Source organism: Haloplanus sp. CK5-1 (assembly GCF_037201915.1).
GTDB classification, from domain to species: domain Archaea; phylum Halobacteriota; class Halobacteria; order Halobacteriales; family Haloferacaceae; genus Haloplanus; species Haloplanus salilacus.
The window spans coordinates 428,973-454,951 of record NZ_CP147505.1; the positions used below are offsets into that span (position 1 = coordinate 428,973).

At 54.1% G+C, this 25,979-nt stretch carries 30 protein-coding genes and 2 pseudogenes; 17 read left to right on the forward strand and 15 right to left on the reverse strand.

What is annotated here, in order from left to right:
• Nucleotides 1–58: 58 nt before the first annotated feature.
• The 4 genes from NBT81_RS02155 (at nucleotide 59) to NBT81_RS02170 (ending at nucleotide 2,626) form a co-directional block, all read left to right on the forward strand.
• Nucleotides 59–925, forward strand: coding sequence for a hypothetical protein (locus tag NBT81_RS02155; RefSeq protein ID WP_338740723.1), 867 nt, complete (start codon nucleotides 59–61; stop codon nucleotides 923–925).
• 10 nt (nucleotides 926–935) lie between these two features.
• Nucleotides 936–1,262 (forward strand): hypothetical protein, encoded by a 327-nt coding sequence (locus NBT81_RS02160; protein ID WP_338740725.1) that lies wholly within the window; start codon nucleotides 936–938, stop codon nucleotides 1,260–1,262.
• 21 nt (nucleotides 1,263–1,283) lie between these two features.
• Nucleotides 1,284–1,745: a hypothetical protein gene (locus NBT81_RS02165; RefSeq protein ID WP_338740727.1), complete on the forward strand. Its 462-nt coding sequence runs from the start codon at nucleotides 1,284–1,286 to the stop codon at nucleotides 1,743–1,745.
• Nucleotides 1,746–1,981: 236 nt separating this feature from the next.
• Nucleotides 1,982–2,626, forward strand: a complete 645-nt coding sequence (locus NBT81_RS02170; RefSeq protein WP_338740729.1) for a hypothetical protein — start codon at nucleotides 1,982–1,984, stop codon at nucleotides 2,624–2,626.
• A 551-nt stretch (nucleotides 2,627–3,177) separates the two neighbouring features.
• On the opposite strand, the gene NBT81_RS02175 is transcribed toward NBT81_RS02170, so the two are convergent.
• The 4 genes from NBT81_RS02175 to NBT81_RS02190 all read right to left on the reverse strand — a co-directional run bounded on the left by NBT81_RS02175 (nucleotide 3,178) and on the right by NBT81_RS02190 (nucleotide 6,385).
• Entirely contained in the window at nucleotides 3,178–3,402 is a 225-nt protein-coding gene (locus NBT81_RS02175) for a hypothetical protein (RefSeq protein ID WP_338740730.1), read from the reverse strand.
• Nucleotides 3,403–4,189: 787 nt separating this feature from the next.
• Nucleotides 4,190–4,735, reverse strand: a complete 546-nt coding sequence (locus tag NBT81_RS02180; protein WP_338740732.1) for a hypothetical protein — start codon at nucleotides 4,733–4,735, stop codon at nucleotides 4,190–4,192.
• A gap of 6 nt (nucleotides 4,736–4,741) precedes the next feature.
• Nucleotides 4,742–5,257, reverse strand: a complete 516-nt coding sequence (locus NBT81_RS02185) for a DUF7437 domain-containing protein (RefSeq protein WP_338740734.1) — start codon at nucleotides 5,255–5,257, stop codon at nucleotides 4,742–4,744.
• A gap of 489 nt (nucleotides 5,258–5,746) precedes the next feature.
• Nucleotides 5,747–6,385, reverse strand: coding sequence for an IS6 family transposase (locus NBT81_RS02190; RefSeq protein WP_338740735.1), 639 nt, complete (start codon nucleotides 6,383–6,385; stop codon nucleotides 5,747–5,749).
• A gap of 66 nt (nucleotides 6,386–6,451) precedes the next feature.
• Between NBT81_RS02190 and NBT81_RS02195 the strand changes: the two genes are divergently transcribed.
• From NBT81_RS02195 to NBT81_RS02205, 3 genes are all read left to right on the forward strand, one after another.
• Nucleotides 6,452–7,000 carry a class I SAM-dependent methyltransferase gene (locus tag NBT81_RS02195; protein WP_338740736.1) on the forward strand — a complete coding sequence of 183 codons (549 nt, stop codon included), beginning with the start codon at nucleotides 6,452–6,454 and terminating at the stop codon, nucleotides 6,998–7,000.
• Nucleotides 7,001–7,039: 39 nt separating this feature from the next.
• Nucleotides 7,040–7,351, forward strand: a complete 312-nt coding sequence (locus NBT81_RS02200; protein ID WP_338740737.1) for a hypothetical protein — start codon at nucleotides 7,040–7,042, stop codon at nucleotides 7,349–7,351.
• 118 nt (nucleotides 7,352–7,469) lie between these two features.
• Nucleotides 7,470–7,931, forward strand: coding sequence for a hypothetical protein (locus NBT81_RS02205; protein ID WP_338742477.1), 462 nt, complete (start codon nucleotides 7,470–7,472; stop codon nucleotides 7,929–7,931).
• A gap of 31 nt (nucleotides 7,932–7,962) precedes the next feature.
• On the opposite strand, the gene NBT81_RS02210 is transcribed toward NBT81_RS02205, so the two are convergent.
• Complete coding sequence (locus NBT81_RS02210) at nucleotides 7,963–8,274, reverse strand: hypothetical protein (RefSeq protein ID WP_338740739.1); 312 nt, start codon at nucleotides 8,272–8,274, stop codon at nucleotides 7,963–7,965.
• A 169-nt stretch (nucleotides 8,275–8,443) separates the two neighbouring features.
• Here NBT81_RS02210 and NBT81_RS02215 point away from each other — a divergent pair, with 169 nt between their 5' ends.
• Nucleotides 8,444–8,752: an ArsR family transcriptional regulator gene (locus tag NBT81_RS02215; protein WP_338740742.1), complete on the forward strand. Its 309-nt coding sequence runs from the start codon at nucleotides 8,444–8,446 to the stop codon at nucleotides 8,750–8,752.
• Here NBT81_RS02215 and NBT81_RS02220 read toward each other — a convergent pair.
• Entirely contained in the window at nucleotides 8,749–9,171 is a 423-nt protein-coding gene (locus tag NBT81_RS02220; protein WP_338740743.1) for a hypothetical protein, read from the reverse strand. The two genes, NBT81_RS02215 and NBT81_RS02220, sit on opposite strands and share 4 nt — an antisense overlap.
• Before the next feature lie 310 nt (nucleotides 9,172–9,481).
• Here NBT81_RS02220 and NBT81_RS02225 point away from each other — a divergent pair, with 310 nt between their 5' ends.
• Nucleotides 9,482–9,682: a hypothetical protein gene (locus tag NBT81_RS02225; protein ID WP_338740744.1), complete on the forward strand. Its 201-nt coding sequence runs from the start codon at nucleotides 9,482–9,484 to the stop codon at nucleotides 9,680–9,682.
• Between the two features lie 267 nt (nucleotides 9,683–9,949).
• On the opposite strand, the gene NBT81_RS02230 is transcribed toward NBT81_RS02225, so the two are convergent.
• Nucleotides 9,950–10,960, reverse strand: a complete 1,011-nt coding sequence (locus tag NBT81_RS02230; protein ID WP_338740745.1) for a tyrosine-type recombinase/integrase — start codon at nucleotides 10,958–10,960, stop codon at nucleotides 9,950–9,952.
• 355 nt (nucleotides 10,961–11,315) lie between these two features.
• Here NBT81_RS02230 and NBT81_RS02235 point away from each other — a divergent pair, with 355 nt between their 5' ends.
• Nucleotides 11,316–11,561, forward strand: coding sequence for a hypothetical protein (locus NBT81_RS02235; RefSeq protein WP_338740747.1), 246 nt, complete (start codon nucleotides 11,316–11,318; stop codon nucleotides 11,559–11,561).
• Nucleotides 11,562–12,021: 460 nt separating this feature from the next.
• Here NBT81_RS02235 and NBT81_RS02240 read toward each other — a convergent pair whose 3' ends face one another.
• Both NBT81_RS02240 and NBT81_RS02245 read right to left on the reverse strand, forming a co-directional pair.
• Nucleotides 12,022–12,648, reverse strand: a complete 627-nt coding sequence (locus NBT81_RS02240) for an IS630 family transposase (protein WP_425498763.1) — start codon at nucleotides 12,646–12,648, stop codon at nucleotides 12,022–12,024.
• Nucleotides 12,563–13,090 (reverse strand): annotated as a pseudogene (locus tag NBT81_RS02245) (IS630 family transposase); the annotation flags it as partial. The pseudogene NBT81_RS02245 and the gene NBT81_RS02240, both read right to left, overlap by 86 nt.
• A 502-nt stretch (nucleotides 13,091–13,592) precedes the next feature.
• Here NBT81_RS02245 and NBT81_RS02250 point away from each other — a divergent pair.
• The gene (locus NBT81_RS02250) at nucleotides 13,593–13,880 is read left to right on the forward strand and encodes a hypothetical protein (RefSeq protein ID WP_338740749.1); all 288 of its coding nucleotides are present in this window, start codon (nucleotides 13,593–13,595) and stop codon (nucleotides 13,878–13,880) included.
• Between the two features lie 83 nt (nucleotides 13,881–13,963).
• Here NBT81_RS02250 and NBT81_RS02255 read toward each other — a convergent pair whose 3' ends face one another.
• A complete protein-coding gene (locus NBT81_RS02255; protein WP_338740751.1) occupies nucleotides 13,964–14,302 on the reverse strand; it encodes a CGCGG family rSAM-modified RiPP protein in 339 nt (112 codons plus the stop codon).
• A 110-nt stretch (nucleotides 14,303–14,412) separates the two neighbouring features.
• On the opposite strand from NBT81_RS02255, the gene NBT81_RS02260 reads away from it, so the two are divergent.
• Nucleotides 14,413–15,513, forward strand: coding sequence for a hypothetical protein (locus NBT81_RS02260; RefSeq protein ID WP_338740752.1), 1,101 nt, complete (start codon nucleotides 14,413–14,415; stop codon nucleotides 15,511–15,513).
• A 632-nt stretch (nucleotides 15,514–16,145) separates the two neighbouring features.
• Here NBT81_RS02260 and NBT81_RS02265 read toward each other — a convergent pair.
• On the reverse strand, nucleotides 16,146–16,679 hold the full coding sequence (locus NBT81_RS02265; protein ID WP_338740753.1) for a helix-turn-helix domain-containing protein: 534 nt from the start codon (nucleotides 16,677–16,679) through the stop codon (nucleotides 16,146–16,148).
• A gap of 187 nt (nucleotides 16,680–16,866) precedes the next feature.
• Between NBT81_RS02265 and NBT81_RS02270 the strand changes: the two genes are divergently transcribed.
• Genes NBT81_RS02270 through NBT81_RS02280 form a run of 3 tightly spaced genes read left to right on the forward strand, consistent with a single transcriptional unit; the run spans nucleotide 16,867 to nucleotide 19,721 of the window.
• A complete protein-coding gene (locus NBT81_RS02270; RefSeq protein WP_338740754.1) occupies nucleotides 16,867–17,082 on the forward strand; it encodes a heavy metal-associated domain-containing protein in 216 nt (71 codons plus the stop codon).
• A gap of 11 nt (nucleotides 17,083–17,093) precedes the next feature.
• Nucleotides 17,094–19,019, forward strand: a complete 1,926-nt coding sequence (locus NBT81_RS02275) for a cation-translocating P-type ATPase (protein ID WP_338740755.1) — start codon at nucleotides 17,094–17,096, stop codon at nucleotides 19,017–19,019.
• A 36-nt stretch (nucleotides 19,020–19,055) separates the two neighbouring features.
• Complete coding sequence (locus NBT81_RS02280) at nucleotides 19,056–19,721, forward strand: hypothetical protein (protein ID WP_338740757.1); 666 nt, start codon at nucleotides 19,056–19,058, stop codon at nucleotides 19,719–19,721.
• 308 nt (nucleotides 19,722–20,029) lie between these two features.
• Here NBT81_RS02280 and NBT81_RS02285 read toward each other — a convergent pair whose 3' ends face one another.
• Complete coding sequence (locus NBT81_RS02285; protein WP_338740758.1) at nucleotides 20,030–20,737, reverse strand: DUF2270 domain-containing protein; 708 nt, start codon at nucleotides 20,735–20,737, stop codon at nucleotides 20,030–20,032.
• 250 nt (nucleotides 20,738–20,987) lie between these two features.
• On the opposite strand from NBT81_RS02285, the gene NBT81_RS02290 reads away from it, so the two are divergent.
• Together NBT81_RS02290 and NBT81_RS02295 are read left to right on the forward strand one after the other, a co-directional pair.
• Nucleotides 20,988–21,635 (forward strand): PAS domain S-box protein, encoded by a 648-nt coding sequence (locus tag NBT81_RS02290; RefSeq protein WP_338740759.1) that lies wholly within the window; start codon nucleotides 20,988–20,990, stop codon nucleotides 21,633–21,635.
• Nucleotides 21,636–21,677: 42 nt separating this feature from the next.
• Nucleotides 21,678–22,670: a transposase gene (locus NBT81_RS02295; protein ID WP_338740761.1), complete on the forward strand. Its 993-nt coding sequence runs from the start codon at nucleotides 21,678–21,680 to the stop codon at nucleotides 22,668–22,670.
• Between the two features lie 21 nt (nucleotides 22,671–22,691).
• On the opposite strand, the pseudogene NBT81_RS02300 reads toward NBT81_RS02295, so the two are convergent.
• From NBT81_RS02300 to NBT81_RS02310, 3 genes and pseudogenes are all read right to left on the reverse strand, one after another.
• Nucleotides 22,692–22,988 (reverse strand): annotated as a pseudogene (locus NBT81_RS02300) (type I restriction endonuclease); the annotation flags it as partial.
• On the reverse strand, nucleotides 22,981–24,276 hold the full coding sequence (locus NBT81_RS02305; RefSeq protein ID WP_338740763.1) for a restriction endonuclease subunit S: 1,296 nt from the start codon (nucleotides 24,274–24,276) through the stop codon (nucleotides 22,981–22,983). The gene NBT81_RS02305 and the pseudogene NBT81_RS02300, both read right to left, overlap by 8 nt.
• Nucleotides 24,269–25,777 (reverse strand): class I SAM-dependent DNA methyltransferase, encoded by a 1,509-nt coding sequence (locus tag NBT81_RS02310; protein ID WP_338740764.1) that lies wholly within the window; start codon nucleotides 25,775–25,777, stop codon nucleotides 24,269–24,271. The genes NBT81_RS02305 and NBT81_RS02310 overlap by 8 nt, the downstream gene beginning before the upstream one ends.
• Nucleotides 25,778–25,979 lie beyond the last annotated feature (202 nt).

The following is a 25,979-nucleotide window of genomic DNA, read 5'->3' on the forward strand; positions in this document are numbered from 1 at the left end:
CCGTCAGCCCCTCACATACCTTCATAACCATCCAATTTCACTTCGGGAGTATACAAACATGGTCGGTACCCCGGACAATCCCCTCACGCAATCTTCTACGTATTCGGGCAAAGTGTATCGGCTCTCCAGCACTCAAGGATCGCTCAGTCTCGAGTTCCTTCGCGACCAACTGGACGGTACAACCATTCATCTAGACCCACCATCTGAGTACGAGGAAGATGATGACCTGATTAAACCGGATGTATTCAAGAAAGACGGTAAAATCAAGATCATCACCACCATCGAAGACGTGGAAATCGTTGGGGACGGCAGCCTAAGAGCACTCTCCGGCAATATCGTGCTCGACGAAACCGGTTCAGTCGTATTTCGAGATGATCGAGTCTTGATCTTGGATACCGAATCGGTCCGCTTTCTCTCCTTTAGCGACGGTGATGACTACTACATGGTGCTGATTGCCGGACGGAACCTCGTTGAAAACGTTCTCGAGATCATCCGTGAGAAACTCGGAAACCTGGATCTCTCACTTCTGGAGGTCAACCTCAGTTCAGACGACATCGAACACATTGCCGACCAGCTCGCCGAAGAACTCCTGAACACTACATTCCAAGACTTCCCTCAGTCCTCGATAAACAAGAAGTACATTTCTGGTCGTGGCTATCAGTCCGAGCCGGAATACCAGGAGGAAAAGAAACGGGGATCGGTGCGCACTCACATGATGGCAACACAGGAAATCGGCGAAGGCGAGAAGGTCATCAGTATCTCGGAGGATGCGCTGGTTCGAAGCTACTCTAACATGGAACTGGAGACCTATCTTACGCTGATCCAAGAGTACCTTCTCCCCCAAATCTCAAAACAATCGACGGTGACTGACTTCACGGCACCAGGTGACCAGTCAACGGTAAACGACTTCGCCGACCAAAACTGAATAGCACACTATGCCGTTCCCCGGACAACAGTCGATTCTCGAACTTGTCGGGGGAATCTCTCTGCTGGCGATTGCGCTGTTTGTCGTGAAAACCTTCCTCAATTCGGTGTTCGCTCGCCTAATCGGTGATCGAATCGTTGATCGATGGATTTCACAGGCCAAGAAGAAGGCCAAGGCATACCAAACGCGGTATAAGAAAATCAAGGCGGACTTGGAGTTCAGTGCGTATGTAACCGACAGTCGTACGGTCAATGAAGCTTCTGAGGCTGTAGAATCAGCCATCAGAAGCAGTGTCTCGCGTAGCAAGGGTGCGGCGGAAGTTCAGGAATTCCACTAGATAGACGAGAAAACGGCCAGCGTGACCGTCGACTACCTCAACAGCGATCCTTTCGAGATCACGATAGACCTCATACAGGACAACAGCTCGTTCTCACACTCAGACGTGAACTCGGTTGCTGACGCGAAACTGGATTCTATCGGCGTTGACATTTGCTTTGAGTTCGATTTTAGAAATCTCAAGGGCGTACTCATGGACGTCGGGACCTTCGCGCAATTTCTTCGGGAGAGCATGGATGACGAGTTCAATGTGAGGTCAGTTACGGAAAGTCGATTCAAGGTCGGGATGCTGGAGAATGATTTGACCCTCGACGACTGGATTCAGGAACAACGTTTTGAGACCAGTCTGTTGCTGAAGGACGAACAGGGTGAGCGGTCCATCGAATTCCGTGGTGATGAGGCGGTCATCACTGCACCGTACCCCGAGGTAGATGACCAGACGGCGGAATACATCCGACTCACGTTGCTCAACTACTATCTCTAGCAATTGGCGTCAATACTGGTGAGGGGCAGTGTGGTAGTCCGGGCGCTGATTGGTGCCAATTAGAACAATAGAGTGTCCGGTATGGTCGGTTAGTTCTGTTTCGCTGAAACCTCTCGCCAATAGACTGATGCGCCCATCTGAAGGAAACCAACATAATTGGAGTCAACTTTAATCAGTCTATGTCAGAGTAAGATATACCAACATAGACCGTATTAGTGAGTGTTGAGGCAAGCCAAATGACCGAAGACGATAACCCAGATCGGGAAGACCTCGCAGAGAGACTGAAGAAACTCCCAGCCGACGAACGGCGAAAACTATTGGAAGAGGTAGAGTCTGAAGAAGAACTACCGATACTCCGATGGTCCTCGAACCCTGTGGCAGTTAAGGCTGCGTTCAACTTCGTTGAGCGCGAGGGAACTGTGACGTTCGAAGAGTTACGGTCCTACCTCCAGAGCGAGGGGCATATCGATGCGGAAGAGGGATCGTACAACTTCGGAATCGTGGAAACTGATGATGGAGTGTTTTTCAACACTACGGGCGACCGTGAACCGGAAACAGAAATTTCGCTAACAAATACCGGGCAAGAAGTCGCAGCCGTCTTCGATGAAACCCCCGACCTTCGCCCCATCGAACGCACATTACTAATCGGTATGCAGCCATATGGAAGCGCGTTCTTCTATCTCAGTACGCTTGAGGAGAACCGCGAGGACGGCGGTCTACTTAGGGAAGACCTTGAAGAAGCACTCGTAGACGAGTATGAAGGGTCTGGAAAATACTACACGGGTTACTACAACAGCTGGTTCCACAAGTTGGGCGTAGTAGAGAAGGAAAGAGTTGGGAGGAAAGTGAAGTATCGCCTCGCAACTCCATCAGGGTGGTAGTTACGAAAACAATGACCAAAAATTCTGATATGCCAAAATTTCCCGGTTTGTACCCCTCCCGGTAGCTGTTGAGTTGCGCTGTTTCTCCGTGGTTAAAGAATTGAATTGAGAGTTTGTTAAATGTCGTCCAGATCCCGTCTGCGCTGTTCCATCTTCTCACGCTCAGTGCGACGATCGTAGTGCTTGTTGAGCACGTCGCCACTCACGTTTGCACGGTCAGACACAGCTGGTCGGGGCACATCGTTTGAGAGCCAGTGGGTGATCCCTCCACGCCGCACAGCGTGTGGCGAGACGCTTGACGGGCATTTGCTGGCTTGCTGACGGTCAGTAGCGGCTGTACAGTTCTCGACGTCTCGATTGTGTGGGCACTCCCCCGTACTTATGCACGGGCGAGTAGCGGCGTAGATGTCGACCGCAATCGTGTTGCGATGGATGCGACCATAGGTGGTGGTGATGAGCGGCTCGCGCCCGTAGTCATCGGTTCGTTCGGATCGCTTGTGGTCGGTCCAGTCGTTGAGCAGTGTGACCGTATCTGATTTGAGGGCGACAGTTCATTCACCCTCGTGCTGGTTCTTCAGGGGTGTGTTTGCTTCGGGATGGTGTCTGATCTCCAGGTACTCGTCTCGTGGGTGGTAGTCGTCGAGATCAATCGCCCGAATCGCCCCTCGCCTCAGCATCGTTCTCCATGCCAAGTGAAGGACGACGTGCTCGCGGGACGCATACTGGTACGTGTCGTAGTGGTCGAGGAGTGATTCTGCGACGTCGGAATCGAGCATCACGTCGCGCTCATTCTCATCATTCCATCTGGGTTTTGAGCGTCACGCGGTTGAGATCCCCGTCGTCTCGACGCCAGTTTCGGTACTGGTTGATAGCCGCCCCTTCAAGCTCGCTGAGGTCGTCGATGTTGGCTTCCTCGCGACACCAACGGGTAAGTGGCCGAGTCGTGAGCGGTGGCTATACAGCGTTGCTTCGGTGACGTCTCGGGAGTCGAGGTAGCGCTCAAGTGCGCCCTCGGGGTCGGAAGGGATGCTTGCGTCAGTCATGCTAGTGGTGGTGTTGAATCGTGTTCCACCACAACAGCCCGAGGATGGCGACTGGCGCGGCCCTCTTAGCTTCGGGTGCCGACCAGCGGTCGGCTTCCGGTGCCGGAAGCGCAGGCGCGCGAAGCGCGCCGAGAACCGAGCGTGGAAGTCCGCCCGGAACGGCGCGTTAGCGCCGCACGCCCGGCAGAACCCGCGAAAGTCAAGTCCTGGAGCGCCCATCGACGATTTCTCGCCCGTGATCGCACGACTGCGACGGAGCAATCGTCGACGTCGTCGTCTCTGAGTGCACTGCCGTTGATTTCGTTCAGTCACCGAACGATTCCGAACGACGGCGGTTTTGTCCCGTGGTTCGCTGTCTCTACGGCGTGGTGCATGGCTGCTAATCATTGGGTCATTAATGCCTCTCGGTTACGAGCAACTGTGTCCCGGTAAAATCAGGCGGTAGTGGTCACGGAAACGCGACACTGCCGGTAGTTGATGAGACCGAATACAGGACGCACTCGGTCATCTTGCCCTTGAGTCAGTCGAACTCGGGGACGAAATCCTCGGCGAGTTCGGGAGCGAGTTCACTACCGGTGAGCCAGGTGATTTGCTCGTCGTCGAATCCGTAGTTCGGGAGTAGCGATTCGGCTGCTTCGCCGAGTGGAATATCGTTCGTGACCACGAGAACTCGATCCCCGACCCCATCAAGCAGGATTTCGAGGGCCAGTCCCACGATTTCGGTATCCGCTTTCTCGACGACATCCTCTGATCGATCACTGGAGTTCGCGATGAAGTTCCGTGCCCGATCCATCACCGTTGAGACGTCCGAGTCCGAATAGGCCGGACTCTCGGTGACCTTCATCCATCCCTCCTGTACTGCCTCGTCGACAGGGGATTGATCCGGAGAGTACGCGTCGAGTGCAGGATCACCAGTCACCTCGGCGTACACCTGTGGCGAGATGCGAAAAACGGTATCGCGCTGATGGGCTTCGCGGGCGAGTGCTTGGAACCGCGTACCGTCACGTCGACCGCAACTGATGAGAACCGACGAATCGATGAAGACGACTTCTCCGTCGCGTCCCATACTGGATCAGGCCTCGACGACGGGGCGGAGTGCATCCAGAACGACGCCTGCTTCCAAGGGGGAAAGGTCCTGTTCACGAGCCATAATCCGGTGTGTGACGGACCCCTCGGCGTATTCGCGGGCGTAGTCGAGTGCGACGGCGAGCCCGTCGAGTCCGTGGCGGTCGATGTACGTATCGACGCCGTCATCCCGAATTCGACGGGCGATCGCCTCGACTAGCTCCGGCGTGATTCGTCGTTCGGCATCGCCCGCGACCAGTTGGAGGTCGATCTCGTGAGCCGTATATTCCGCCGGCCGTCCGTCGTTCGACTGTTCGACGAAGCCTGCGGCTTCGAGGTCGTCGACGTATTCGTAGACCGTTCGTTGTGGGAGATCGAGCGTCTCGACGACATCCTGGATCGTCGTCTCCGGATGATGGTCGATATAGGTGTAGATCCACGCTTTTCGGGGATTCTCGAGGAGCGCGAACACCTCGCCACCAGTATCGAGTGGGGTATCCCAGTTAGCTTCTCTCGTCGCCATCAGTAATAGCAAGTTGCGCGCAAATTGCAATAAGTCTTGTTGAGATGGAGTCGTCACTGACATCAACGTTCTACGAGCGCGCGGAGGGCTATCGTACGACCGGATCTCTCCCCATCGGTGTATTCAGTATCCCTCGATATCGACCGTCTCAGGCCCAGCAAGGGACTTCGTTCACCGACCGAACGAGCGCCTGCAGCGCCCATTCGCTTATCGAACGACCAACATCCGACAGACGGCGTCGGGTTGTTTATAAACCGACTTTGGCTGCCGAATTTGATTTCGTTCGATAGTCGAACGATTCCGTTTGAGTGGGGTGCCGTCTGGTGGTTCGCGTACATCCAAACCCGGTGGAAAGGGTATAATCATTGGGTCATTGGATGTCGCGCGCGACCGTAATGGTCAGGTTGTACGCTATCATCTATCAAGATGATGCGTCGGTTCGAGAAAGGAGATAGCGTCCGAGTCGACATCCCTGATGAAACGGTCGCGTTAACTTTGGCGTGAGTTGTGCCGGACGGCGAGGGCTTGGAGCCACGATTCTGCTGTCTGCGGTTCGACATGGCTGAAACTAGTTGCGAACGATGAGGTTCGTCGTTCTATCTCCCAAAAGACACGTTCGATGGCATTCCGATTCCCGTGTGAAATCATCTGGAATCGGCACCCGTCTTCGTCGAGGACGTTCACCAAGTAATCGGCGTCATCGACGAGAAATTCGACGCCATCTAGCCGATATCGTCGATGAAGCTCGGTCAGAAACCATCGCGTCGTCTGTTTCGTTGTCGCTGGAAACAGCCTGAACTGCAGGATTTCGTTTGTTTGGGGATCGACGGCACCGTACAGCCAGTAGTCGTCGCCGTTGATGCGGATCACTTTCTCGTCAACCGCAAGTTGATCCGCACTCACCGTCGACATCGGCTGTAGATCGGCCTTGTGCACCCAGTTGTGAACCGCGACGTGACTACGTTTGACTCCCAACTCATCGAGAAACTGACTGGCATCCCTTGTTGACATACCGGCGAGATGACACCGGATGCCCACTTGAATCGCCCACTCGGGAGTCCGCTTTCGCTCCACAAACGACAAGTCGATCCACTCGATACATCCGTTGAGGCGGTCGAATTCTGCCATAAGCACTCAGAACTCGTCCGCCTCATCCTCTAACTTAACGCGACCAGCGAATTCGGGACTGCGGTTATGGACCGCGAGGCTGCGTACGTGAAACAGCAAATCGCTACTGATGACCGAATTCTGAATGTAGGATGCGGCATCGGTTCGCTCGAAGAACGCTTTCCCGAGCACGAGATTATCGGACTGGATCGTTCGGCGGCGATGGTACAAGCAGCTCAAAATCGAGTTTCTGCACCGTTCGTTCTTGGCGATGCGACTGCGCTCCCGATCGCAACCGCGTCGATTGATGCGGTCGTCTTCGTCTCAACGCTCGAATTCATCCCTCGTCTCGATGCAGTACTTAGGGAAGCGACTCGCGTCCTCGCTTCCGGTGGGACGCTGGTTGCACTCGTGTTGAACACGCGCTCGGAGTATGTACAATCGAACCTTCAGCGAGAGGGTTCGTACTTCCAGCGGATGGTCCACCGGGACTCTGACGCCGTGACGAAAACCATCTTGGAATACGTTGATGGGAAGCAGGAGTTCTTTTTGGGAATCTCCGATGAGGAAGTCTTCGAGAGTACTGATCCAACGACTGCTGCGATCTCAGCGATAGTCGGAACTCCGCATGAGTGACCACAATATCCTTGCCTGCGTTCCGTGAACACGGACTATATGACTGAGTCACCGGGATCTGAGTCATCTCCGCTTTTCGAAGCGAAAGAATTCGACGAATCATCTGTGTTCACGCCGAATGCACTCCTAAAGAATGCTCGACGCCAGAAGGGGCTCTCAGAGCACTCTGTTCCGAAAATCTGCATCCTCGATCCTGATGGAGACATCGTACGTCACTTGGCGGCCACTGATGAAGCTGAGAAAGACGAAACGTGGCCCGGGTATCACACCGATCTTTATCGTTTCGAACGGAATGGTGAGAAGTTCGGAATCGTGGGGTGCGCTGTTGGAGCATCGTTCGCTGTACTATAGTAGCGTTTGTAACTGTCCGCACACCTGATCGAACGCAGTCATGCGATCAGGTGTGTGATGACTTACAAAGGCTACTATAGTAGCAGAACAACTGTTCGCTGCCGGGTGTGAATTCCTCATTAGTGTAACTTCCTCGGGCCAGATTATTCCGAAGGACGACCCACCTTATTTTGTTCTTATTGAACGGGCGCTCCGTGATGAAGGTACGAGTCATCATTACCGTTCGGCGAGTCGCTATGCGGATATTGATAGTGATCTCAGCACTTCGGTCCAAGAGGCCTGCAAAACAGTGTCCAGACCCGTCTACGTAGGGAGTACTTGGACGACGGATGCTCCGTTCCGAGAAACGGAGACTGCGATTGACCGCGCCCGATCAGAAGGGATTCTCGCCGTTGAGATGGAAGCCGCAGCACTGTATACGTTCGCGGCCGTACGAGAACAGCCTGTTGTTTGTTTCGCACACGTGACTAATCAGATGGGGCAGACTGAGGATGATTTCGAGAAAGGGAAGGCGGATGGAAGTCGGGACGCCCTAGAGGTGATCGATGCCGCTACTACTGGTTGGCAGGCGTTAGATTGAATGACACCTATACAGAGCCTTATGGGCAATCTCATCCGTCATTAGGCCAGTCATCTGGAAGCCGTGACAAGGTTGCCTTGATCGTGAGATTCCCGAGATCTGTCTGTTCCCGCAACCAGTCAGCCGCCTCAATATGGGCGTCTTGTCCGTTTGGAATATAGATCCCATCTGGAGACTGTACAACGAATGGAAGGTCAAGCACTTCGTTTTCGAGAATACGGATGAGTTCGTCGTGGTCCTCTGTTCCTGCTACTAATCGAATCAGCTGTTCAGCTGGGACCGGTGATCCCCACGAATGACGGCGAGCCAGTTTCCAGACGAATTTCGCCGCAGTATCCGACATTGCGGTACACCTCGTGCCGTGGATATTTATAAATATACAAACTAAGCGAACACCCGTGTCCAATAGGTTTAACACACTCCGCGTTCAAGATAGGGTACCAGAGTACCCCTCGATCGAACACACTATGTCAAGCCAGAAACCCCCTGCCGACCCGGTTGAGAACCTCTCAATGGACGAACTCCGCGACGAGTACCCCAGTGGATGGCGAATTCTCGTCCAGAACGAAAGCATCGGCTATATCCTTGATGCGCTAATGGATGCGCTACCAGGATCCGAATTCACGAAATCGGAACTTGCCGACAAGGCAGGCGTCAGTCGCCAGTCCGTGTATTCTCATTTGGATCTCTTGCTGGTACTGGGTGTTCTCGAACCCGTCGAAGATTCCTCACCGGAACGGTATCGAGTGAACGCTGAGAATGACCTTCTTGAGCTTCTGCATCAGGTTAATGGCGTAGTGAATGAGCGACTGGCCGACTAAAGCGACTTCCAGATCTCATCTATACTGTCGCCGTTGATGAGCTGATACATCTGTGTTTTCGTATGTTCTTCATCGTAGTATGTGAGTAGCCAACTGGAATTCCGTAGTGGTAACACTGCAAGTTCTACTAATTGACAGTCGGAGTCAGGCCATTCAATCTCCTCGCCAACTACTTTTCTGGGATCGACCTCGTAATATGTCGCGTCGTATGCTGAGGTCATAAGACATCCAACGTATCCAGCGCCCTGTTTTTCGTAGAGGGTGAACCCTGCTCCTGACTCGTGGGTGAATTCCATCACCCTCGAATCAAGCTTAATAACAGATCTGCCACGCTCCTTGCTAATCTCTTCATAGCTGTCTGGGAGCGTCGCCGCACAACTAACGTGTTCTACCTCTTCACCGCTATGTTTATCGCGCATAGCACGTGGAGTGGATTTTGTAGAGTTCCTGGTTCTTCTGCCAGAATCGTCCTTCAGGCCTTAATTTTATATACTACAACGCATCTGAATCGAGAATCTGTAAAAGCAGCATTCGTTCTAGTTTAATATTACCAGTAATATATGGTGATGAATCGCTGTACAGCCAGAGCATCTCGGACTCCTGTTCCATTGCGTTTCTCTCAGAAGCAGTGCGGTAGTCGGCGTTCTGAGTGGACTCACGTCAAGAATCACGTTTACGGAAGCAGATCGTCGTGCACTTGGTGCACGGCGTTTTGAGTGTGTTTCATAGATGGCAAAAGAGAAGTTCGGCGTTGCGATTGCAGAAGATATCGTCCGAGAGATCGATGAACTGGTTGACGAGTGCGAAGATCTCGGAGCCAGCCGCTCCGAGATCGTCGAAGCAATCCTCACAGCGTACATCCAGTCCGACACTGATCACGTTGAACAGGTGCGTGAACTCATTATTCGACGGCGAAAAGGAACTCTCTAACGTCTTTAGAAAAGCGTGCACCAAGTGCACGCTTTTCTGACAGCGTAATCGTCTCTTCTTTAACCACTTGAAACAAATCGGTGATCCGCTTGTGGCTTCTCGACTGCTGATCGCTGGAACGATTGCTGTGTCAAGCGTTAAACCTCTATGCTGTCTGTCGGTTTTGTATCTTTTATTACTGCTGGTTTTAAACTAGAACGAATGGTAAAAGCAGAGATAGTATGTGATGTGCTCTTGTAAGCAGCTATCTTTGGGTGCTATTGTGGGTCAGAGATCGTCTAGATATTCGCGTCGTTGTTCCATTTTTTCTTCCTCAGTACGCGAATCGTAGTGCATCGAAAGTACCTTTTCGCTCACATTAGCACGATCGCCTACGGCTTTCATCGGCCACCCTTCTTGCAGCGCGTGTGTGATCCCACCTCTCCGAAGGGCGTGAGGATTCACAGTCGAGGGGCATTCAGAGGCTGAATCATACGAGTTCGCCTCACACTCGTTAAGGTCACGACCGTGGGGGCATTCCCGCGTGATCACACAGGGGCGGGTATACCGGTAGCAGTCACCGCGCAGCGTCGTCGTGTGAGCTCTTCCTTCAGAGGTTGAGATCAAAGGTTTTCGTCCATCCTCAGTTACGGCTGGTCGAGTTTTTTCCATCCAGTTGTCTAGTATCTCACAGACTTCGTCGGACAGTGCGACGAACCGTTCGCCTTTCTTTTGATTCTTTAGCGTCGTTCCCGACTCCGGACGATGCACCACCTGTAATGACTGGTTGACTGAGTCGTAATCACCGCAGTCTAACGCATGAATCTCACCGACACGCATCATCGTGTGCCACATCAGGGTAATCACGACGTGCGGCCGCGAAGCATATTCGTACTTTTCGAGGTAGGTGAGGATCTGCTCTGCTCGGTCAGAGTCCAGCATCTCATCGCGGATGTTATCGTCACCGCTCAGCGTCGGAGACAGAACTTTCGTATGGAGATCCTGCTCGACGCCGTCAATCGACTCCAGCCACTTGATGAACACCCGGAGTGTATCCATCTGAGTCTTCTCTGTGGCAGGAGAAAGATCCCCTTCCATTCGTCGCCAGATCCGGAACTCATGCAGCTGGCGACCGGACAGATTATTCAGGTTCGTAATCTCAGCCTCGTCATTGCACCACCGGATGAAATGCCCAAGCCGTGAACGGTGGGAGTAAATCGTCGCTTGGGAGACGTTGTTTTCTCGGTCAGCGATGTACAGTTCGAGCGCGCGTTCGGGTTCGATGGGTTCGAGACTCATTTGTTGGTCCCACGCGAACCCCCGTCAGAACACCCATTTTGAGACGGCCGATTTCGGCCGCCTCACGCCTCAAAGGTCGATTCGTTCGACAGTCGAACAGGAGCCTGCAGCGCCCATTCGCTTATCGAACGATGTACAATCAACAGACAGCGTCGGATTCCTTATAAAGAACTCCCGCTGCGCGCGAAAGAGTTCATTCACTTCCCGAACGGGGGTCGACGCGGTCATGCGATTCGCTAGAATCAAAATCACCATCCGCCCACAAAAAGGTATGGTAACACATCGGTCACGAACTGATTCAGTATGAGCGCGCGGCCCAGGAAACCTCAAAAGACTCTGTACCTATCATGATGATATGTGGACGAACCGCGGGCAGGGTGATCCAGTGGGTGCGATCATCACGGTCACCATAGTGGCAATCATCTCTATGCTCGGAATTTACCTGTTCTCAGAATTCAGTCAGACAGTCACGATTACAGGTCCTCTTGCCGGCAATGGAGAAGAACTGTTGATCGATGCGGCTGATGTGGTCGTGTTAGCAGTTGGTGGTACCGGTATTGCTGTCACTGCTCTTCTGATCCTTCGGGGGGTTGGACCGTGAATCCCGAATATATCGGAAGGTCTGTTCTCTTCGCACTTACCGTAGTTCTGATTCTTGCTGCCTTGTGGCCATATCTTCCAATCTCAGGCCCATTCTCTCAACTTACTGTAGCAATAGAAGGAGCCAGCAAATTCGTGATACCAGCAATTGTGGTTGGCGCACCAGCAGTGGCATATTATCTCCTGAGTGAATTGTGAGGCTCTGTTGAAATTCTCAGAGGCTGATAGAGATTCTGTGCTGAACACAGAGGGTGTGTACAGTGAGCTTCGTGCCGTGATTTGAAGAGGCGATAGTCCAATCACCGTGTAATGGAAATACCACTGATCGTCGGTCCGATGGAAAGAGGCCGAGAATGGCTAAGCTCAAAGGTTCCAGTCAAGAGACCAGATTTCACGAAAATAAGTGCTCCTAGATGTCCAAGCTGCGGTACCATTCTTTCTGACGATATTACTGATAGTGTCTAGGACGAATCTTTGCTGGTGAGATACGGCCAAATGTTTGGTTCGCTGATCGCGTTCAGTCCTCGTGGAATGTACTCTTCCAGCGTTGAGAGATCGGGAATGAGTCGATGCTTGAACCACTCTTGGAGCTGGTCCCAGCAGCCTTCGACAGCGTTCAATTCGGGGAGTTTCGAGGGAAAATACCACACTTCGAGATCGTCACCGCGTACGCACGCGACCGAACTGTCTCCGACAGTTTCGGTCGCTCGATTGCCGCTGACGTGCTCCCAGAGATCTCGTGCCCAGAAGTAGCCTGCCCGGTCGAGAAACACCACTAGCTCGTCACCAAAGCGATCTTTCAACGCCTCTAACAGTCGTATTCCGTGAAATCTGGTGAGATTCTCTTCCGTCCAGCAAAAGAAGCTGTCACCGTCGTCGGTGACAGCGCCCAGCACTGTCACCGACTCCCAAGACGTTGCGGTTTCGATGGTTGGATCCGAGCCGATCGGGTACCAGCCACGCCGCTCGACGGTGCCAACGTGCTTGGTAAATTGATCGACGACAACAACGGTTTTCTCGGTCAGTTCCGGCCGTTTTTTCGACTGTCTCTTCGAACTCAGCCTTGTCTTCAGGATCAGCTTCGTGATGACGAGGCCGTGCTGTCCGCCAGGACAGCCCGGCCTCTTTCAACAAGTCATACGCATAGGTCTCGTGATACTCAACACCGTACTCCTCTTTGGTGTGATGCAGCAAGAGTTTCGCTGACCAGGCTTGCTGGTCATAGCCGAGTTCGGTCGGTGGCTGTTGCAACTGTTCGAACAACTGTTCACGCTCCTCGCCGTCGATTTTGGCTGGGCCGCCTGGTCGCGGAGCGTCGTAGGGCGCTTGCTCGATCGGTTGTTCCTCAAACCGATCGAGCCAGTTCTGAATCGTTCGCTTCACAACACCGTGGCGGTCAGCCAGCGTGTCTAATTGGTCTCCTTTCTTACGGCCAATCGCCGCGAGAACACGTTCTCGCGGCTTTCCTTCGTCGATCTGGTCCTTGAGCTCGTAGAGTTCTTTGAGTGTGATATCGTCAAGCCGACCCATTACTGGCTTTAGCGTCTCAACAAGCAAATCACTTCCCTAATCACTATCAGTGTCTGTCAGTCCGGGTGTGACCGATACGGAGGGTGTATCCAGCAGGGAACCACTTACAGAAGATCAATTGTTCAGTGAGCACTTTGAGAGGATCTTGGTCGAGCTGCCGTCTTCCATATGGCTCAGTGTAGCTTCAACCGTGGATTTGCGGGTTCGAACTCCACTCATATACCTGTTTGATATCGTATAGCTCTCTGGACGCGTGCAAGATGTTGTGCGCGAGTCTCGCACGATGACTCGGTCTGTTCGAGGCAGTTCAGCCTAGTCAGTACAAGCGGCTATTGAACGCCGTGAAGAATAAGACGACTACCTCTTTTTGTGGCCGTCAACGATCTCGGGCGGATTACCGTCACCCTCGTAGCCGCTCCGGCCGCTCTCGTCGTCGGTGGTCAACATATGCTTTTTAGCCTTCCACGAACAATTTAGATTACACATTAGATTAACAATAAATATGGCAACCAACAAACCTCAAATAGCCGTTACATTCAATCTGCAAAAATGGGCTGACGGACCGTCTCATCTAGACGATGGGGCAGACAAGCAACTGGCTCCCGCAGACAATCGGGATTCAGTGACGTTCGAAGTGCCCTGGGAAGATGGAACCGATGAGGAGGGGACTGTTTTCCCGGACGAGTCGTACGAAGCAAATCAGTTGCAATCTCACCCTACAGCTCCAGAGTGGGTACAAAACTGGGATGGACCGTACTACGTCCGGACAGAATTGGTTGACGACGAGTAAGACTCTACAGGCGAACCGGGCAAGTGCCGTAGTAGGTCAAAGAGAATCGTCACCCCAGCACGAGAATGTCTCATCTCCGCCAGTTAGTTGACGTGGACGCGTACGACGTGGCCACCACATCCGCACTGCTCGATGTACTCCCACTGGATATCTTCGTCTCCGAATCGTTCGTCGAGCGCATCGTAAAGGAATTTCTCGGGATGGCCGTGTGCTTTGTGCGTGACGAGATTCACATGGTGACCGCTGGTCGTTTGTTCGACCGCTTCGATCCCGTGCTGGGTGAGTAGCGTGAGGTCGTCTTCGTACTGTGGCTTTTCCAGATTTGCGGACCAGGAGTTGTCGTGGGTTCGGTCAGTGACTGATTCGGCTTCTTCGTGTGCGTGCTCGTGGTCGTCGCCGTGATCGTGGGAATGACTTGCCATCCTCTAGCATCGATCTGCCAGTCGTATAAGGGGTTTGGTGGTGTCTCCGCTCCAGTTCTGTGAGAGGTAGTCGTCTGGGGGTATTTCGGCTCGGAGCACGAACTGGACGTATGGATGATGATACAACTGGTGGGAATCAAGTGGATGCGACAAATAGCGCGTTCTCCGATCTCTATGGGCAGATCAAATCGTTACCGGTCACTGTCGAAGCTGTTTCGATCGAGGGGAAGCATATCGAGACGGAAGGGCAGACCTTCGAGCGGACCATCATTCGCGTTCGGGGAGATGACGAAACCGGATTCGGGGAGGATGTCACTCGACCCATAGAGGCACACGAGCGACTCCGTGAGGAGGGACTATCCCTTCCGACTGGTGAGTGGACTATCGGAACATTCTCGGATGCCCTCGATACCGATCCGGTTCGCTTGGAGCAGAGGGTGCCCAGAGAGACACCTGAGCATTTGCGCTGGGCAATCGAGAGCGCAGTCCTGGATCTAGCACTCAAACAAGCAGGACGAACCTTGGCCGCGGTGCTGGACCGAGTGTACGAGCCGATGGCATTTGTCGTTAGTCCACGGCTTGGTGACCCTCCACGTACGCGTCCCGTGAACCGCTTTCTCGAAGCGAACCCAGATACAGAGTTTAAAATTGATGTCCCTGACACACCAGGCGATGAGTTACTATCGGCTCTGTCAGATACTGGTGCAATTCGAGTCCTTGACCTGAAAGCACAGTATGATTCGAACGTCGGTGCCCCCGCTGATCCGGAACTCTACCGACGGTTGTTCGAGGCCTTCCCGAATGCGCTCATTGAGGATCCGGCCGTCACAGATGCGACACGACACGTACTCGAAAAACATTCTGACCGAATCTCCTGGGACGCCCCGATAACAAGTGTGGAAAGCATCCAGGACCTGCCGTGGGAACCGACTGTCCTCAACATCAAACCGTGTCAGTCTGGGAGACTCAAGTCCCTCTGTCGCATTCTCGACTATGCCTTTCAACACGACATCGAACTCTATGGAGGTGGCATGTTCGAACTTGATGCCGGCCGAGCGCACTCACAGGCAATAGCCTCGCTGTTCTATCCAAACAGTCCAAACGACCTTGCACCACCTGTATATCACCAATACCAGGCCGACAAATCCTACCCATCGAGTCCGCTGGATCCGCCAGCTAAACTGACTGGGATCGGCTGGTATTCGAGGTGACTACGGTCGTTTGACTCCACGGGAATTGTGCCCTGCTCTGGTGAGATCTTCTTCTTTAGATACCTACCACCAGGAAGCTACTGCTCACTCCAGCTGTCTATCGCTGACCGGATGAGCAGTAGGTCACTGTAGTAGTATTCACTTCCTAGCACACCTCGGAACCGTGTTTCGACCCGAGTACTAAATAACAGCATGTGCAACAGTAACACGATGAGTGATACTTCAGATCAGCCCGATAGCGAACCGAGTTCAGAAACATCTGAGCGCGATGAGCTCCGTACGATGTCGTTCCGGATGCGGGAAATTCAGCGGCTGCTCAGCGTCCGAGTCGAACAGGAAAACCGCAGACTCGAAGACGAAGGTATCGACCCCGTTCCTACTGCCCGTTTTCAAGAACAACTCACGTCAGAGGACATCCCAGAGGAATAACCGTCAGCGTCGAACGTCCGTGGCAAGTCCCTGCCCCGACCGATCCGTGAATAGTTCTGTAATGCGACAGCAAATATCGTAAGCCCACCCGTCCGACGCTGTGGGACTACCCGCGCCCGAAAGGACTGGTAGTCCAGTGATTGGACTGCACACCTGAAACTGCCACCGCTTGGGATTCCTCCGCGTTTACGCAAAAGAGGATGTCAAGCGAGCTCTCCGTCTTGATGTGCTCGGACGAACGCCCGTCGGAGGACTGTCAACAGTACGTACGTCTCGTATTTTTGGGTTCGGCAGTGTTCGCAGGGTTGCATCTCGGCCGTGATATCATCGATCACGTCGTCGTACTCGTCGGTCAGCGTGTCAAGTGCTGTTTCGATCTGGGGCCGGACAGCGTCGGTCATGTCTTCGATGGCTGGCTCGGCTGACTCTGGCAGCGAGTACGAGAGGACGGTCGTGTTCGCTCCGTAGTATTTCGTCGTTCCACCACGTCCCTCTTCGAACCTGACAACATCAACGAGTCCCGCATCCCGAAGCTCGTTGATATGGTGACGAACCGTGTTTTCAGTCCGGTCGATTCCCCGGTCGGAGAGACGCTCGTGTACCTCGCTCGCCGTTAGCGTCTCATCAGCGAGTATATCGAGAATCATTGTCCGCATCGGTTCGTCGATAGCATCGGACACCCGCGTATCTCGAACGGCGATGTCCTCAAGCTCGTGTTCGGCATCGGACGTGCTCATATGTGATTCGACGGCGTGTACACGCTAAGTAGTGACGACCGCTGCATAGATTCTGTTTGACGCCTTCTTCCGAGGGCCCAGTGAAAGCTCTAGACGACTCGTTTGTCCGTTCAAACATCCCGTATCTACATTCAAACATATCATCTAAAAAATACTTTAGTGGGTATGGGTGCTACGTAGAACTGTGATGAGCGAAACGACCCAATTCCGCGTAATGGACTTCGACTGTCCGAGCTGTGCAAGCACCGTCGAACGCGCCCTGTCGAATCAGGACGGCGTCGAAGACGTCGAGGTACACTACTCGACCGGCCGCGTCGAGATCGACTACGACGACAGCGTCGCCGACCCCGATACGTTCGAACAGACCATCGAAAATCAGGGCTACTCGCCCCAGCCCGCATAACGAGGAAAATCATGGATACCCAATCAATCAAACAGGACTACCGTAAACACCGAAAGGCCATCATCGTCGCGGTGAGCGGCCTGCTGTACGCTGGCGGCTGGACGCTCGGCTACGTCTCGGCCTTCGACACGGCGAGCGCCGCGATCTTGATCCTCGCGGCTATCGTCGGCGGTTACGACATCGCCAAGACCGCCTACCACGAGGTCAAAAGCCGGACGCTCGGCATCAAGACGCTCGTGACGCTGGCCGCCGTCGGCGCGATAGCTATCGGGTCGTACTGGGAGGCCGCCGCAGTGGTCTTCCTGTTCGCACTCGGATCGTACCTCGAAGGGCGGACGATGCGCAAGACGCGAAACGCCCTCGAAGAACTCCTCGAAATGACGCCAGACACAGCCACTGTGCGCCGCGACGGCGAGCAAAAAGAAGTGCCCGCCCGCGAGGTCGAAGACGGCGAGATAGTTATCGTCAAGCCCGGCGAGAAAATCCCCGTCGACGGTGACGTCGTCGATGGAGAGAGCGCCGTCAATCAGGCGCCGGTCACTGGCGAAAGCGCGCCCGTTCACAAGGCTGACGGCGACGAGGTGTACGCCGGGACGGTCAACCAGGAAGGAGCCCTCGAGGTCCGGACGACCGGTGCTGGGTCGGACACGACGCTCCAGCGGATCATCCAGCGTGTCGAAGAGGCCCAGGAGGCACAGTCGCCAACGGAGAGCCTCATCGACCGCTTCGCGAAGTACTACACGCCCGGTGTACTCGCGCTGTCCATCGGCGCCTACGCAGTCACGCAGAACGCGATTCTGTCGCTGACGCTGCTGGTTATCGGCTGTCCCGGCGCGCTGGTGATCGGGCCGCCAGTCAGCATCGTCTCTGCAATCGGGAATGCAGCTCGGAGCGGCGTTCTGATGAAAGGCGGCGAGCACCTCGAACGGGCCGGCAAGATCGACCTTGTCGCCTTCGACAAGACCGGGACGCTCACGAAAGGCGAAACGACTGTCGCCGACGTTGCCGGGTTCGACGCCGAAGCCAGCGACGTGCTGGAGCTTGCAGCCATCGCCGAGAAGAAGAGCGAGCACCACCTCGGCGACGCCATCCTCGAGGCGGCACAGGACCGTCCGGCCGCAGTCACCGATGGCGGGACGGAAGCTGTTCAGGCAGACGCCGAATCAGCACCCACGGAAGCACGCTCAGTCCCCGACCCGGACGACTTCGACGTGGTCGCCGGCAAGGGCGTCATCGCTCACCAAGGCGGCCGCGAGATCGTCGTCGGGAACCGCTCGTTGCTCGACGAGCGCGATATCGAGATCCCCGGCGAGGTTGCGGAATACGTCCGCGAGCGCGAGGAGCGCGGCGAGACTGTCGTCCACATCGTGCGTGACGGCGTCGTCATCGGCGCTATCGCCATGCGTGACGAACTACGAGAGGCGGCGCCCGGCGTCGTCCAGGAGCTTCAGGACGCTGGTATCGAGACGGTGATGCTCACCGGCGACAACGGGCGCGTCGCTGCCGCAGTGGCCGAAGAAGTCGGTATCGACGACTACCGCGCCGAACTGCTGCCCGAGGACAAGCAAGCTGTCATCGAGGAGTTCCGCGACGACGGGCACGTCGTGGCGATGGTCGGCGACGGCATCAACGACGCGCCCTCGCTGGCGACCGCCGACGTCGGCATTGCCATGGGCGCCGCCGGTACGGATACCGCCATCGAGACGGCGGATATGGCGCTGATGGCCGACGACCTCGAACGCATCCCGTACGCTGTGAAACTCAGCAAGGCCACGCGGTGGAACATCTACGAGAACGTCGGCCTCGCGGTGCTGACGGTGACGCTCCTGCTGGCGGGCGTCCTGACGAGCTACGTCACGCTCGCGCTCGGGATGCTCGTCCACGAAGCCAGCGTCCTCGCCGTGATCGGCAACGGAATGCGACTACTGCGGTACTGAACAGCATCGAATCACAAACGAGCGAATACAATCACAATGACAGAGAACACGACTCCGACCGACACGAACCGCCCCGAATCGAACTGGACCGTCGAATACGATGTCGAACCGATCCGGATCCGCGACCCAGTCGCGGAAGCACTCGCCGTCCTCGAACCCGGCGACCCGTTCGTCGTCACCTACGAGGACGTCGTGAAAGCAGCGGGTCATTCCTGTCCGACCGCGTCCGGCGCTTACCGGATCGCCCAACTGGGCCTCGACGCGCTGTATCCCGACGACGTCGCTGTCCGAAGCGAGGTCGAGGTACTCGCAGCAGGGCCGCGTGACGACGCGACGTACGGCGTCATGGGACGGCTCATCTCGTACGTGACCGGCGCCGCCCAAGAAGACGGCTTCGGTGGGCTCGCCGGCGGCCACGGTAATCGCAAGAACATGCTGACGTTCGATGCGTTCGACCCCGATAGTGCTGCCCCGACGTTCCGGTTCCGCCGGACCGACACCGACGAAACCGTCGAGGTGACCTACCACGTCGGCGACGTTCCGGATGGCGGGCCAGCTCTCGGCAACCTCCAACAGATCATCGATGGGACGGCCAGCGAGGAAGAACGCGAACTCTTCGCAGAAGTCTGGCACGGCCGCGTCCAAGCTGTCCTTTCAGAGGATTCTCTGTTCACCGTGACGACCATCGAACACTGGCAATAGAACACTCGATTTTAGTTCCACCGAGCCTACTAGTAGTTCCTCGCCCGGTAGTGTTCCGAGCGTACATTTCTGATATACTATTAGAATTATCTAAAAATAATATAGATGGCTTCAGCCAGAGTCTATCGTGGAATGAGATTCATCCGTAGTAGCCGCTCTTTCTCTTCGTATCTCGGAAACTGCCGATGATGACGAGTCTGGAATGAGGTCTGCCGAGAGTCCAGGCATCTGTCAGCTTCGGATGATCGTGCTGTATACAACGCGCGAATTCAGCAATTGGTGCTCGCATGGCCATCGCTCTCTGAGCCTTACTTCCACTCTTCGGACTCCGATTCTGCCTGCAACTCACCCTTTGCTTGCCGTCTGTCTGGCCAGAAGGTCAGAATCAGCACAGTGAGATAGTACACCCCAATAGTTCCGAGAACGAATTGACCCGGCACTTGGCCAACGGTCGCAGTTCCAAGGAGTCCGGTGGACGTTGTTGCAAACACGGTTAGCCGGACGAGCCAGGCGACGATCAAAACGGAAATCAAAGCGAAATAGACCCGTCGAAGCCGGCGCGAAACAGCTTCGACTACTGGTATTTTCATCGTTGGGTCTCGAAAATCGCCGCTGAGAAGCTCACGCCAATTGGATTGCTCTACGCCATCCGGATCGAGGGCGTTTGCGAACACGTTCTCTTCGATGAGGCGTACTCGAGACCGCCAGATATCGTACACGCGGTAGCGACGCGATTCGATGCCTAAAAATACAGATACCATAACAATCCCTATGATGAGGATGTAGTGCGGGCGTGACTCTCCCGAGAAAGCCCACGTGAGTAACGTCGCTGTCAATACAACAGCCCAGTTGGTCGTCCTATCGATCCGTGTGCGCCAGGACGTAGTGCGACCCATCTCACCACGATATGCGTGGCCCATGAGCGAGAGAAAATCCCCGCGTTCACCTGCTACCTCACCGGCAATCTCGCGTTCTTCAGGCGACTCTGGGTCGAAATCGGACGGATTATCCGACATACTGTACATATGGACAACCGATAGGTAAACGCTCCCGTGTGTGGAGTTGCTGACTACAAGCTCTGAGTCGGGCACGCACTTTCTGACAAAGTCGGGGAAGTAATTCAGCGAGTGCTGAATAGAACGCGCGAATCGGTCGCATAGCCAGCTTGTTTCAGACAAGAAACGTGCCTGGAGAACCAAGTAGGATGAATAGACTAATCAAAGCGACTATGGCTCCACAGTACGTGTTTCTATACAGTTTATTCAGATGGATGAGGGTGTCCAAGGCGTCTCTGATATATACAAGTTAGCCTATGAATCGGCACTTGCGGGCATCGCAATCGCAGATTTGCAGGGCAACTTATGCAAAGTGAACCCTGCGTTCACCGATATGTGGGGCTATGATGAAGACGAAGTCATTGACCAGCCAGTAACCGACTTTTGGGCGGATCCTGCCAAAGCAGCCTCGGTAGCAGAGGATGTTATTGAACATGGCGAATGGGAAGGGACACTCGTTGCGGAAACAAAAGACGGGAATACATTCGAGGCCCAGGCCTCAGCCAGCGTCGTAACGAATGAAGATGGGGAGCCAGCCTACATTATGTCCTCGTTTATAGACATTTCCGAACTGGCCAGCCGTGAGCGCGAACTCCAGCACAAGAACGAACAACTGGAGCAGTTCGCAAGCGCAATTTCACATGATCTTCGGAATCCGTTAAATGTTGTACAGGGGCGAATTGAATTGGCCCAAACAGAGCATGAGAGCGATCACCTTTCAGAAGCGGCGTCGGCACTGGAGCGGGCTCAAGCGATCCTTGATGATGTACTGACGTTGGCACGCGAGGGTGAAGAACTCGGTGAGACTGAACCAGTTGATCTTGCGATGGTCACTAACACGTGTTGGAGGGTGTCATAGAACAGTTCGCATACCAAAGAGCAGGGTGAACGCTGAGGTGGAATGAGTTCAGCGACCCTGCAAGATGATCCTTCGGTAGAATCGTTCTTCAATGCCGTGGAAACGGAGACGTTGGCGTTGTTCGAGCACCTCTCCTTCGAGTTTCTTGAAGGGTTCGACGTGTTCGCCCCGGCGGAGACGGGGCGAACACGAGATCTTGAGCCGCCCGAGATGATGCGTGGCTTTCTCCATTGCTATTACAAGAACATCTACGGTATCCGTCCGGTTGCACGAGAACTGAACAACACCGTTGTCTGGCTCAGCTGTAGCTTCGATCGACCGCCGTCGAGAGACGCGGTCGATCGATTCCTCACTGATCTTGAGCACGTTGTTGACCGGGTCTTCGACCATCTCGTCGAGCAGGCCGCCTTGCGGGGCCTGCTCGACTTGACGTATTCTATCGATTCAACCGACGTGAGAGCGATGCCCGCCGATCCAGACGCATTGAAGTGCTATGATCCAACCGATGACGAGTACTACTACGGCTACGGCTGCACGATCGTCTCAACCGGGCAAAAGATCCCGATTGCAGCCGAGTTCACCGAGAGCAAACAAGCACCAGAAGAGACGGCGATGCGCGTCACGCGTGACGCGCTCGCCGTCGGGAAACCGATGTGGATGCTTGGAGACAGTGCCTACGACACGCTCGACTGGCACGACCACCTGCTGGCCGCAGGGGTCGTGCCAGTCGCTCCGTACAATCCACGAAACACCGACGACCCGAAAGATATCGAGTACAGGGTAGAAGACCGCATTGAAAAACACAGCAACGACGTTCAGCTGAAGCAATCAACGCTAGACGAGACGTACAACCGCCGGAGTGGCGTCGAACGAACCAACGAATCAGTCAAGGGCTGCGGCCTCGGGCGAACGCACGCCCGAGGCCGCGTCCATGCACGAGCGCAGGTGTTCCTCGCGTTGTGTCTGCGCCTCGTCGTCGCAATCACCAACTACGAACGCGGAGACAATCCGGGAAGCACAATCATCACGGTGTGAGAAGAGTTCTATGACACCCTCTTTGGTGAGTAGTTGGTGAAAGGCTCGGTTGCCGTCCATCAAGTTCTCGGTGTCGAGGTCGCGCTTCAACGACGAAATGAACTTGTCTACGTTCTCTTCGGTCACGTCCTCGTTAAGCGCGACGACCTGTTCGGCCAGCAAGTTCCAATAGACTACTTCGTGGCTTTGGCGTTCGTAAGCGTCGTCAAGCACGTTCGCACCTCGGTCGCCGTCTTGACCGTGAGTTTCCCATCCAACGCCGTCAAGCCACGAAAGAAGCGAGCGTTCAACGCCCTGTTCGGATGGGATACTAACCATGCTGTGCGATTTCGTCAGGCACCTCTATGTTAGTGTCGGTTGTACTGACTGTTCCCGAGAGCAAGTCTTGCATGAGGCCTTGTTTGACCCGCCGTAGCCGGTCGGCATATTGTAAATTAACCATCTTTTGTTCATGTAGGCTGTCGAGTGCGTCTGTAATTTCTCGCTGTTCGTCCAAGGTAGGGAAAGTCACATCAAAGAGCCGGAAATCGTCGGTATTAAGGTCTAATACCGTACTACCAGATGCGAGTGCTTCCAAGAAGTTCTGGTTCCAATTAATGAAATAGTAGAGATAACGCGTGGTGAGGTGTTCTTCATAGTCGCGGAGAATAAGCCAATGGTCATGGATACAGGTTTGCATTCCCGTGATTCGGGCCGCTCCGACAGTACCAGCGTTTGACACAATCAGAGTACCTTCATCTACTAATTTACTACTTTGACTTCCTTTTTCAGTTACCATATCGTCTGTTGATGTGATTGTGCGGGAGTCTCCCCTGTCCCTGTCGCTAATCTTAATGATAGGAATATCCTCACCCCACAGGGAATCGTCGCTCTTTGGTCGGGGATGTGCCCCCCGCGTCACATTCATTATCTCTTCGGCTGGTTTCGTTATCCATTCACTCGGGTGCCGAGGTAGCCGGTTCCGATGGTGAGCGTCAATTGTTTCATCATGTTCATAATAGCCGTCCAGCAAGAGAGATTGCATGAGAGCCTGTTTGGCACTTTCAGTTTGATTGATGATTTCCTCGGTCTTCTGAATCGCTTGGTCAACGTTGTGAAGTACGGTGGCGATTTTGCGCTGTTCCGAGAGTGGTGGAAGGCCGAACTCAAAGTTACTGAAGAGGTTCCATGAGGTTCGCGGCATACGCGTGCCAGCCGAGGTGCGCCGAGCGTAGTCATAGGCGGTTTTTGAACTCAAGCGGTACAATAGGTACTTCGAGTTGACACTCTCTTTACCAACGATGGGGAAAATGTCGGTCGAAGCAACCCCCTCAAAACTGGGCTGTGCGGATTTCTCAAGATTGGGGCGGAGTTTTGCGAATAGAACATCTCCGGCCTTAAAATATCGTTTAGTGCTTGACAGGCCGTCAATCGGTTCCCACCCCGGGTACGGCATATTTGGGTTGATATGTTCAAGTCCGACGTGCCTCTCTAAATCCACCTCTTGCGGGTCAACATTTTCCGACCGTTTTCGAGACACGTCTTCAAGCCGCACGACTTGCCACCCCTGACCCTGACTACTCTCTGTATTGTCCTGAAACTCATCCAGAGTCGCGTCCTCACTCATAGTTCAGCACCCCCATATGCTGATTCATTTTATTCTCTATCTCGTCCCGCTCGGCTTGTAACTCACGTAGTTTCCCAAGTTCTTCCTGTACGTTTATTTCTTCTTCCGGCTCGGTCGTGTCGACGTAGAGTGCCACATTTAGATTGTAATCGTTCTCTCGAATCTCGTCCAGCGATACCGTTCGACTGACACGCTCCTCACTCGTCCAGTTGTTGAAATTCTCTACAATGTGGTCAAGACCTTCGTCAATTAGAATATTCTGACTGGATTCATCTTGATAGAAGGCCTCATCGTCGGCGTGAATGAATTGTACTTCGTTCTCACGCTCGGCGGGCTTGTCAGTATTCAGAACAAGGATTGCTGACGGGATTGGAACATTCTGGAAGAGGTTCTCGGGAAGTGCGACAACCGCTTCCACCATATCGTTCTCCAACATATACTCCCGATACTTTGCTTCGTGCTTACGGAACAGCACACCGTTGGGAATAACGATAGCCGCCTTCCCGCCCGAATCGTCGCCTCGCTCGGGGTCTTTCAGTTGCTCGGCCATGTGCATAATGAAACTGTAATCCCCTCTGTCGGCGCGGGGGAGTTTCTCATGCCAATGGAAACGCCCCCATGGGTCGTCCTGAAGTTCTTCTTTTGACCAGTTGGCCGAGAACGGGAAGTTCGCCAGCACCCGGTCGAAACGCGTCAGTTCGTTATCCTCGTCATTGGTGAACTCCGGACTCGCCAACGAATCCTCACGCTCTATCTGACCATTGAGGCCATGAATAGAGAGGTTCATTTTGGCGATAGCCGCAATGTCCGGATTGATTTCTTGCCCGGTGAAGGTCATTTTCGACGGGTCGCCACCCTGTTTCTCGCGGTAGTATCGAGCCGCCTCAATTAGCATACCACCGGAGCCGACAGTCGGGTCATGGAACGTGTGGCCGTCTTCAAACTCGTCTACGAGTCGGACACAGAGGTTGACGATTTGCGGGGGTGTGAAGAATTGACCCCCATCCTTCCCTTCTTCTGAAGCGAAATGTCGAACTAAGTCCATATACGCCTCACCGAGCATGTCCGGCGGAATGCTGTCTCGGTCAAGGTCGTGCTTCGAGAGGTGTTCAACGAGTTTCCCGAGCCGGTTGTCGTTCAGCGCGTCGGCGTCGATGTAATCTGTTCCCTCAAAAACTCCCTTCAGTTCCGGATTTTCCTCGGTAAGCGCGTCGAAGGCTTCGTTTAGGGCTTGGTCTACGTTATCTGAAACAGAGCGAACGTCTTCCCACGAATGTCCCTCGGGGACGACTGGAATATCGTATAGATTCTCTTGGCGGGCGAAATCCTCACCATACTCTTCGACGTTCTCGGCGTATTGTACCTCGAACTCGTCAGAGATTGATTTATAATATAATAATGGTAAAACATATGACTTATAATCTGTTGAGTCTACAGCGTCACGAATTATGTCGGCACACTTGAAGAGGTGAGTGTCCAGTTCTTCCAGCGAGATAGTCATAGTTGTACCATTCCACGCGGGCGTGTTATTTGCTCCGGTGAAGTTCGGGGACGACCGCGAGGTTGCCGAAGCGTACCTACGCATATTCTAAATCGGTTGGCTGGTCGCTCTGTCAGTAGCCATATTGTCGTTCATTCCCTATATTGGAATGAAAGAAGACAAATTAAATAGCCAAAAACAAAACATACATACACATAAATCT

Coding starts and splice junctions, on each gene's coding strand:
- NBT81_RS02185 (WP_338740734.1), bottom strand. CDS start 5,257: ATGGCGACGAGAGAAGCTAACTGGGATACCCCACTCGATACTGGTGGC.
- NBT81_RS02235 (WP_338740747.1), top strand. CDS start 11,316: ATGTGGACGAACCGCGGGCAGGGTGATCCAGTGGGTGCGATCATCACG.
- NBT81_RS02200 (WP_338740737.1), top strand. CDS start 7,040: ATGACTGAGTCACCGGGATCTGAGTCATCTCCGCTTTTCGAAGCGAAA.
- NBT81_RS02290 (WP_338740759.1), top strand. CDS start 20,988: ATGGATGAGGGTGTCCAAGGCGTCTCTGATATATACAAGTTAGCCTAT.
- NBT81_RS02295 (WP_338740761.1), top strand. CDS start 21,678: ATGAGTTCAGCGACCCTGCAAGATGATCCTTCGGTAGAATCGTTCTTC.
- NBT81_RS02230 (WP_338740745.1), bottom strand. CDS start 10,960: ATGAGTCTCGAACCCATCGAACCCGAACGCGCGCTCGAACTGTACATC.
- NBT81_RS02270 (WP_338740754.1), top strand. CDS start 16,867: ATGAGCGAAACGACCCAATTCCGCGTAATGGACTTCGACTGTCCGAGC.
- NBT81_RS02160 (WP_338740725.1), top strand. CDS start 936: ATGCCGTTCCCCGGACAACAGTCGATTCTCGAACTTGTCGGGGGAATC.
- NBT81_RS02175 (WP_338740730.1), bottom strand. CDS start 3,402: ATGCTCGATTCCGACGTCGCAGAATCACTCCTCGACCACTACGACACG.
- NBT81_RS02215 (WP_338740742.1), top strand. CDS start 8,444: ATGGACGAACTCCGCGACGAGTACCCCAGTGGATGGCGAATTCTCGTC.
- NBT81_RS02310 (WP_338740764.1), bottom strand. CDS start 25,777: ATGACTATCTCGCTGGAAGAACTGGACACTCACCTCTTCAAGTGTGCC.
- NBT81_RS02220 (WP_338740743.1), bottom strand. CDS start 9,171: ATGCGCGATAAACATAGCGGTGAAGAGGTAGAACACGTTAGTTGTGCG.
- NBT81_RS02250 (WP_338740749.1), top strand. CDS start 13,593: ATGGCAACCAACAAACCTCAAATAGCCGTTACATTCAATCTGCAAAAA.
- NBT81_RS02170 (WP_338740729.1), top strand. CDS start 1,982: ATGACCGAAGACGATAACCCAGATCGGGAAGACCTCGCAGAGAGACTG.
- NBT81_RS02255 (WP_338740751.1), bottom strand. CDS start 14,302: ATGGCAAGTCATTCCCACGATCACGGCGACGACCACGAGCACGCACAC.
- NBT81_RS02210 (WP_338740739.1), bottom strand. CDS start 8,274: ATGTCGGATACTGCGGCGAAATTCGTCTGGAAACTGGCTCGCCGTCAT.
- NBT81_RS02285 (WP_338740758.1), bottom strand. CDS start 20,737: ATGTCGGATAATCCGTCCGATTTCGACCCAGAGTCGCCTGAAGAACGC.
- NBT81_RS02260 (WP_338740752.1), top strand. CDS start 14,413: ATGGATGATGATACAACTGGTGGGAATCAAGTGGATGCGACAAATAGC.
- NBT81_RS02225 (WP_338740744.1), top strand. CDS start 9,482: ATGGCAAAAGAGAAGTTCGGCGTTGCGATTGCAGAAGATATCGTCCGA.
- NBT81_RS02265 (WP_338740753.1), bottom strand. CDS start 16,679: ATGAGCACGTCCGATGCCGAACACGAGCTTGAGGACATCGCCGTTCGA.
- NBT81_RS02190 (WP_338740735.1), bottom strand. CDS start 6,385: ATGGCAGAATTCGACCGCCTCAACGGATGTATCGAGTGGATCGACTTG.
- NBT81_RS02305 (WP_338740763.1), bottom strand. CDS start 24,276: ATGAGTGAGGACGCGACTCTGGATGAGTTTCAGGACAATACAGAGAGT.
- NBT81_RS02195 (WP_338740736.1), top strand. CDS start 6,452: ATGGACCGCGAGGCTGCGTACGTGAAACAGCAAATCGCTACTGATGAC.
- NBT81_RS02155 (WP_338740723.1), top strand. CDS start 59: ATGGTCGGTACCCCGGACAATCCCCTCACGCAATCTTCTACGTATTCG.
- NBT81_RS02275 (WP_338740755.1), top strand. CDS start 17,094: ATGGATACCCAATCAATCAAACAGGACTACCGTAAACACCGAAAGGCC.
- NBT81_RS02280 (WP_338740757.1), top strand. CDS start 19,056: ATGACAGAGAACACGACTCCGACCGACACGAACCGCCCCGAATCGAAC.
- NBT81_RS02180 (WP_338740732.1), bottom strand. CDS start 4,735: ATGGGACGCGACGGAGAAGTCGTCTTCATCGATTCGTCGGTTCTCATC.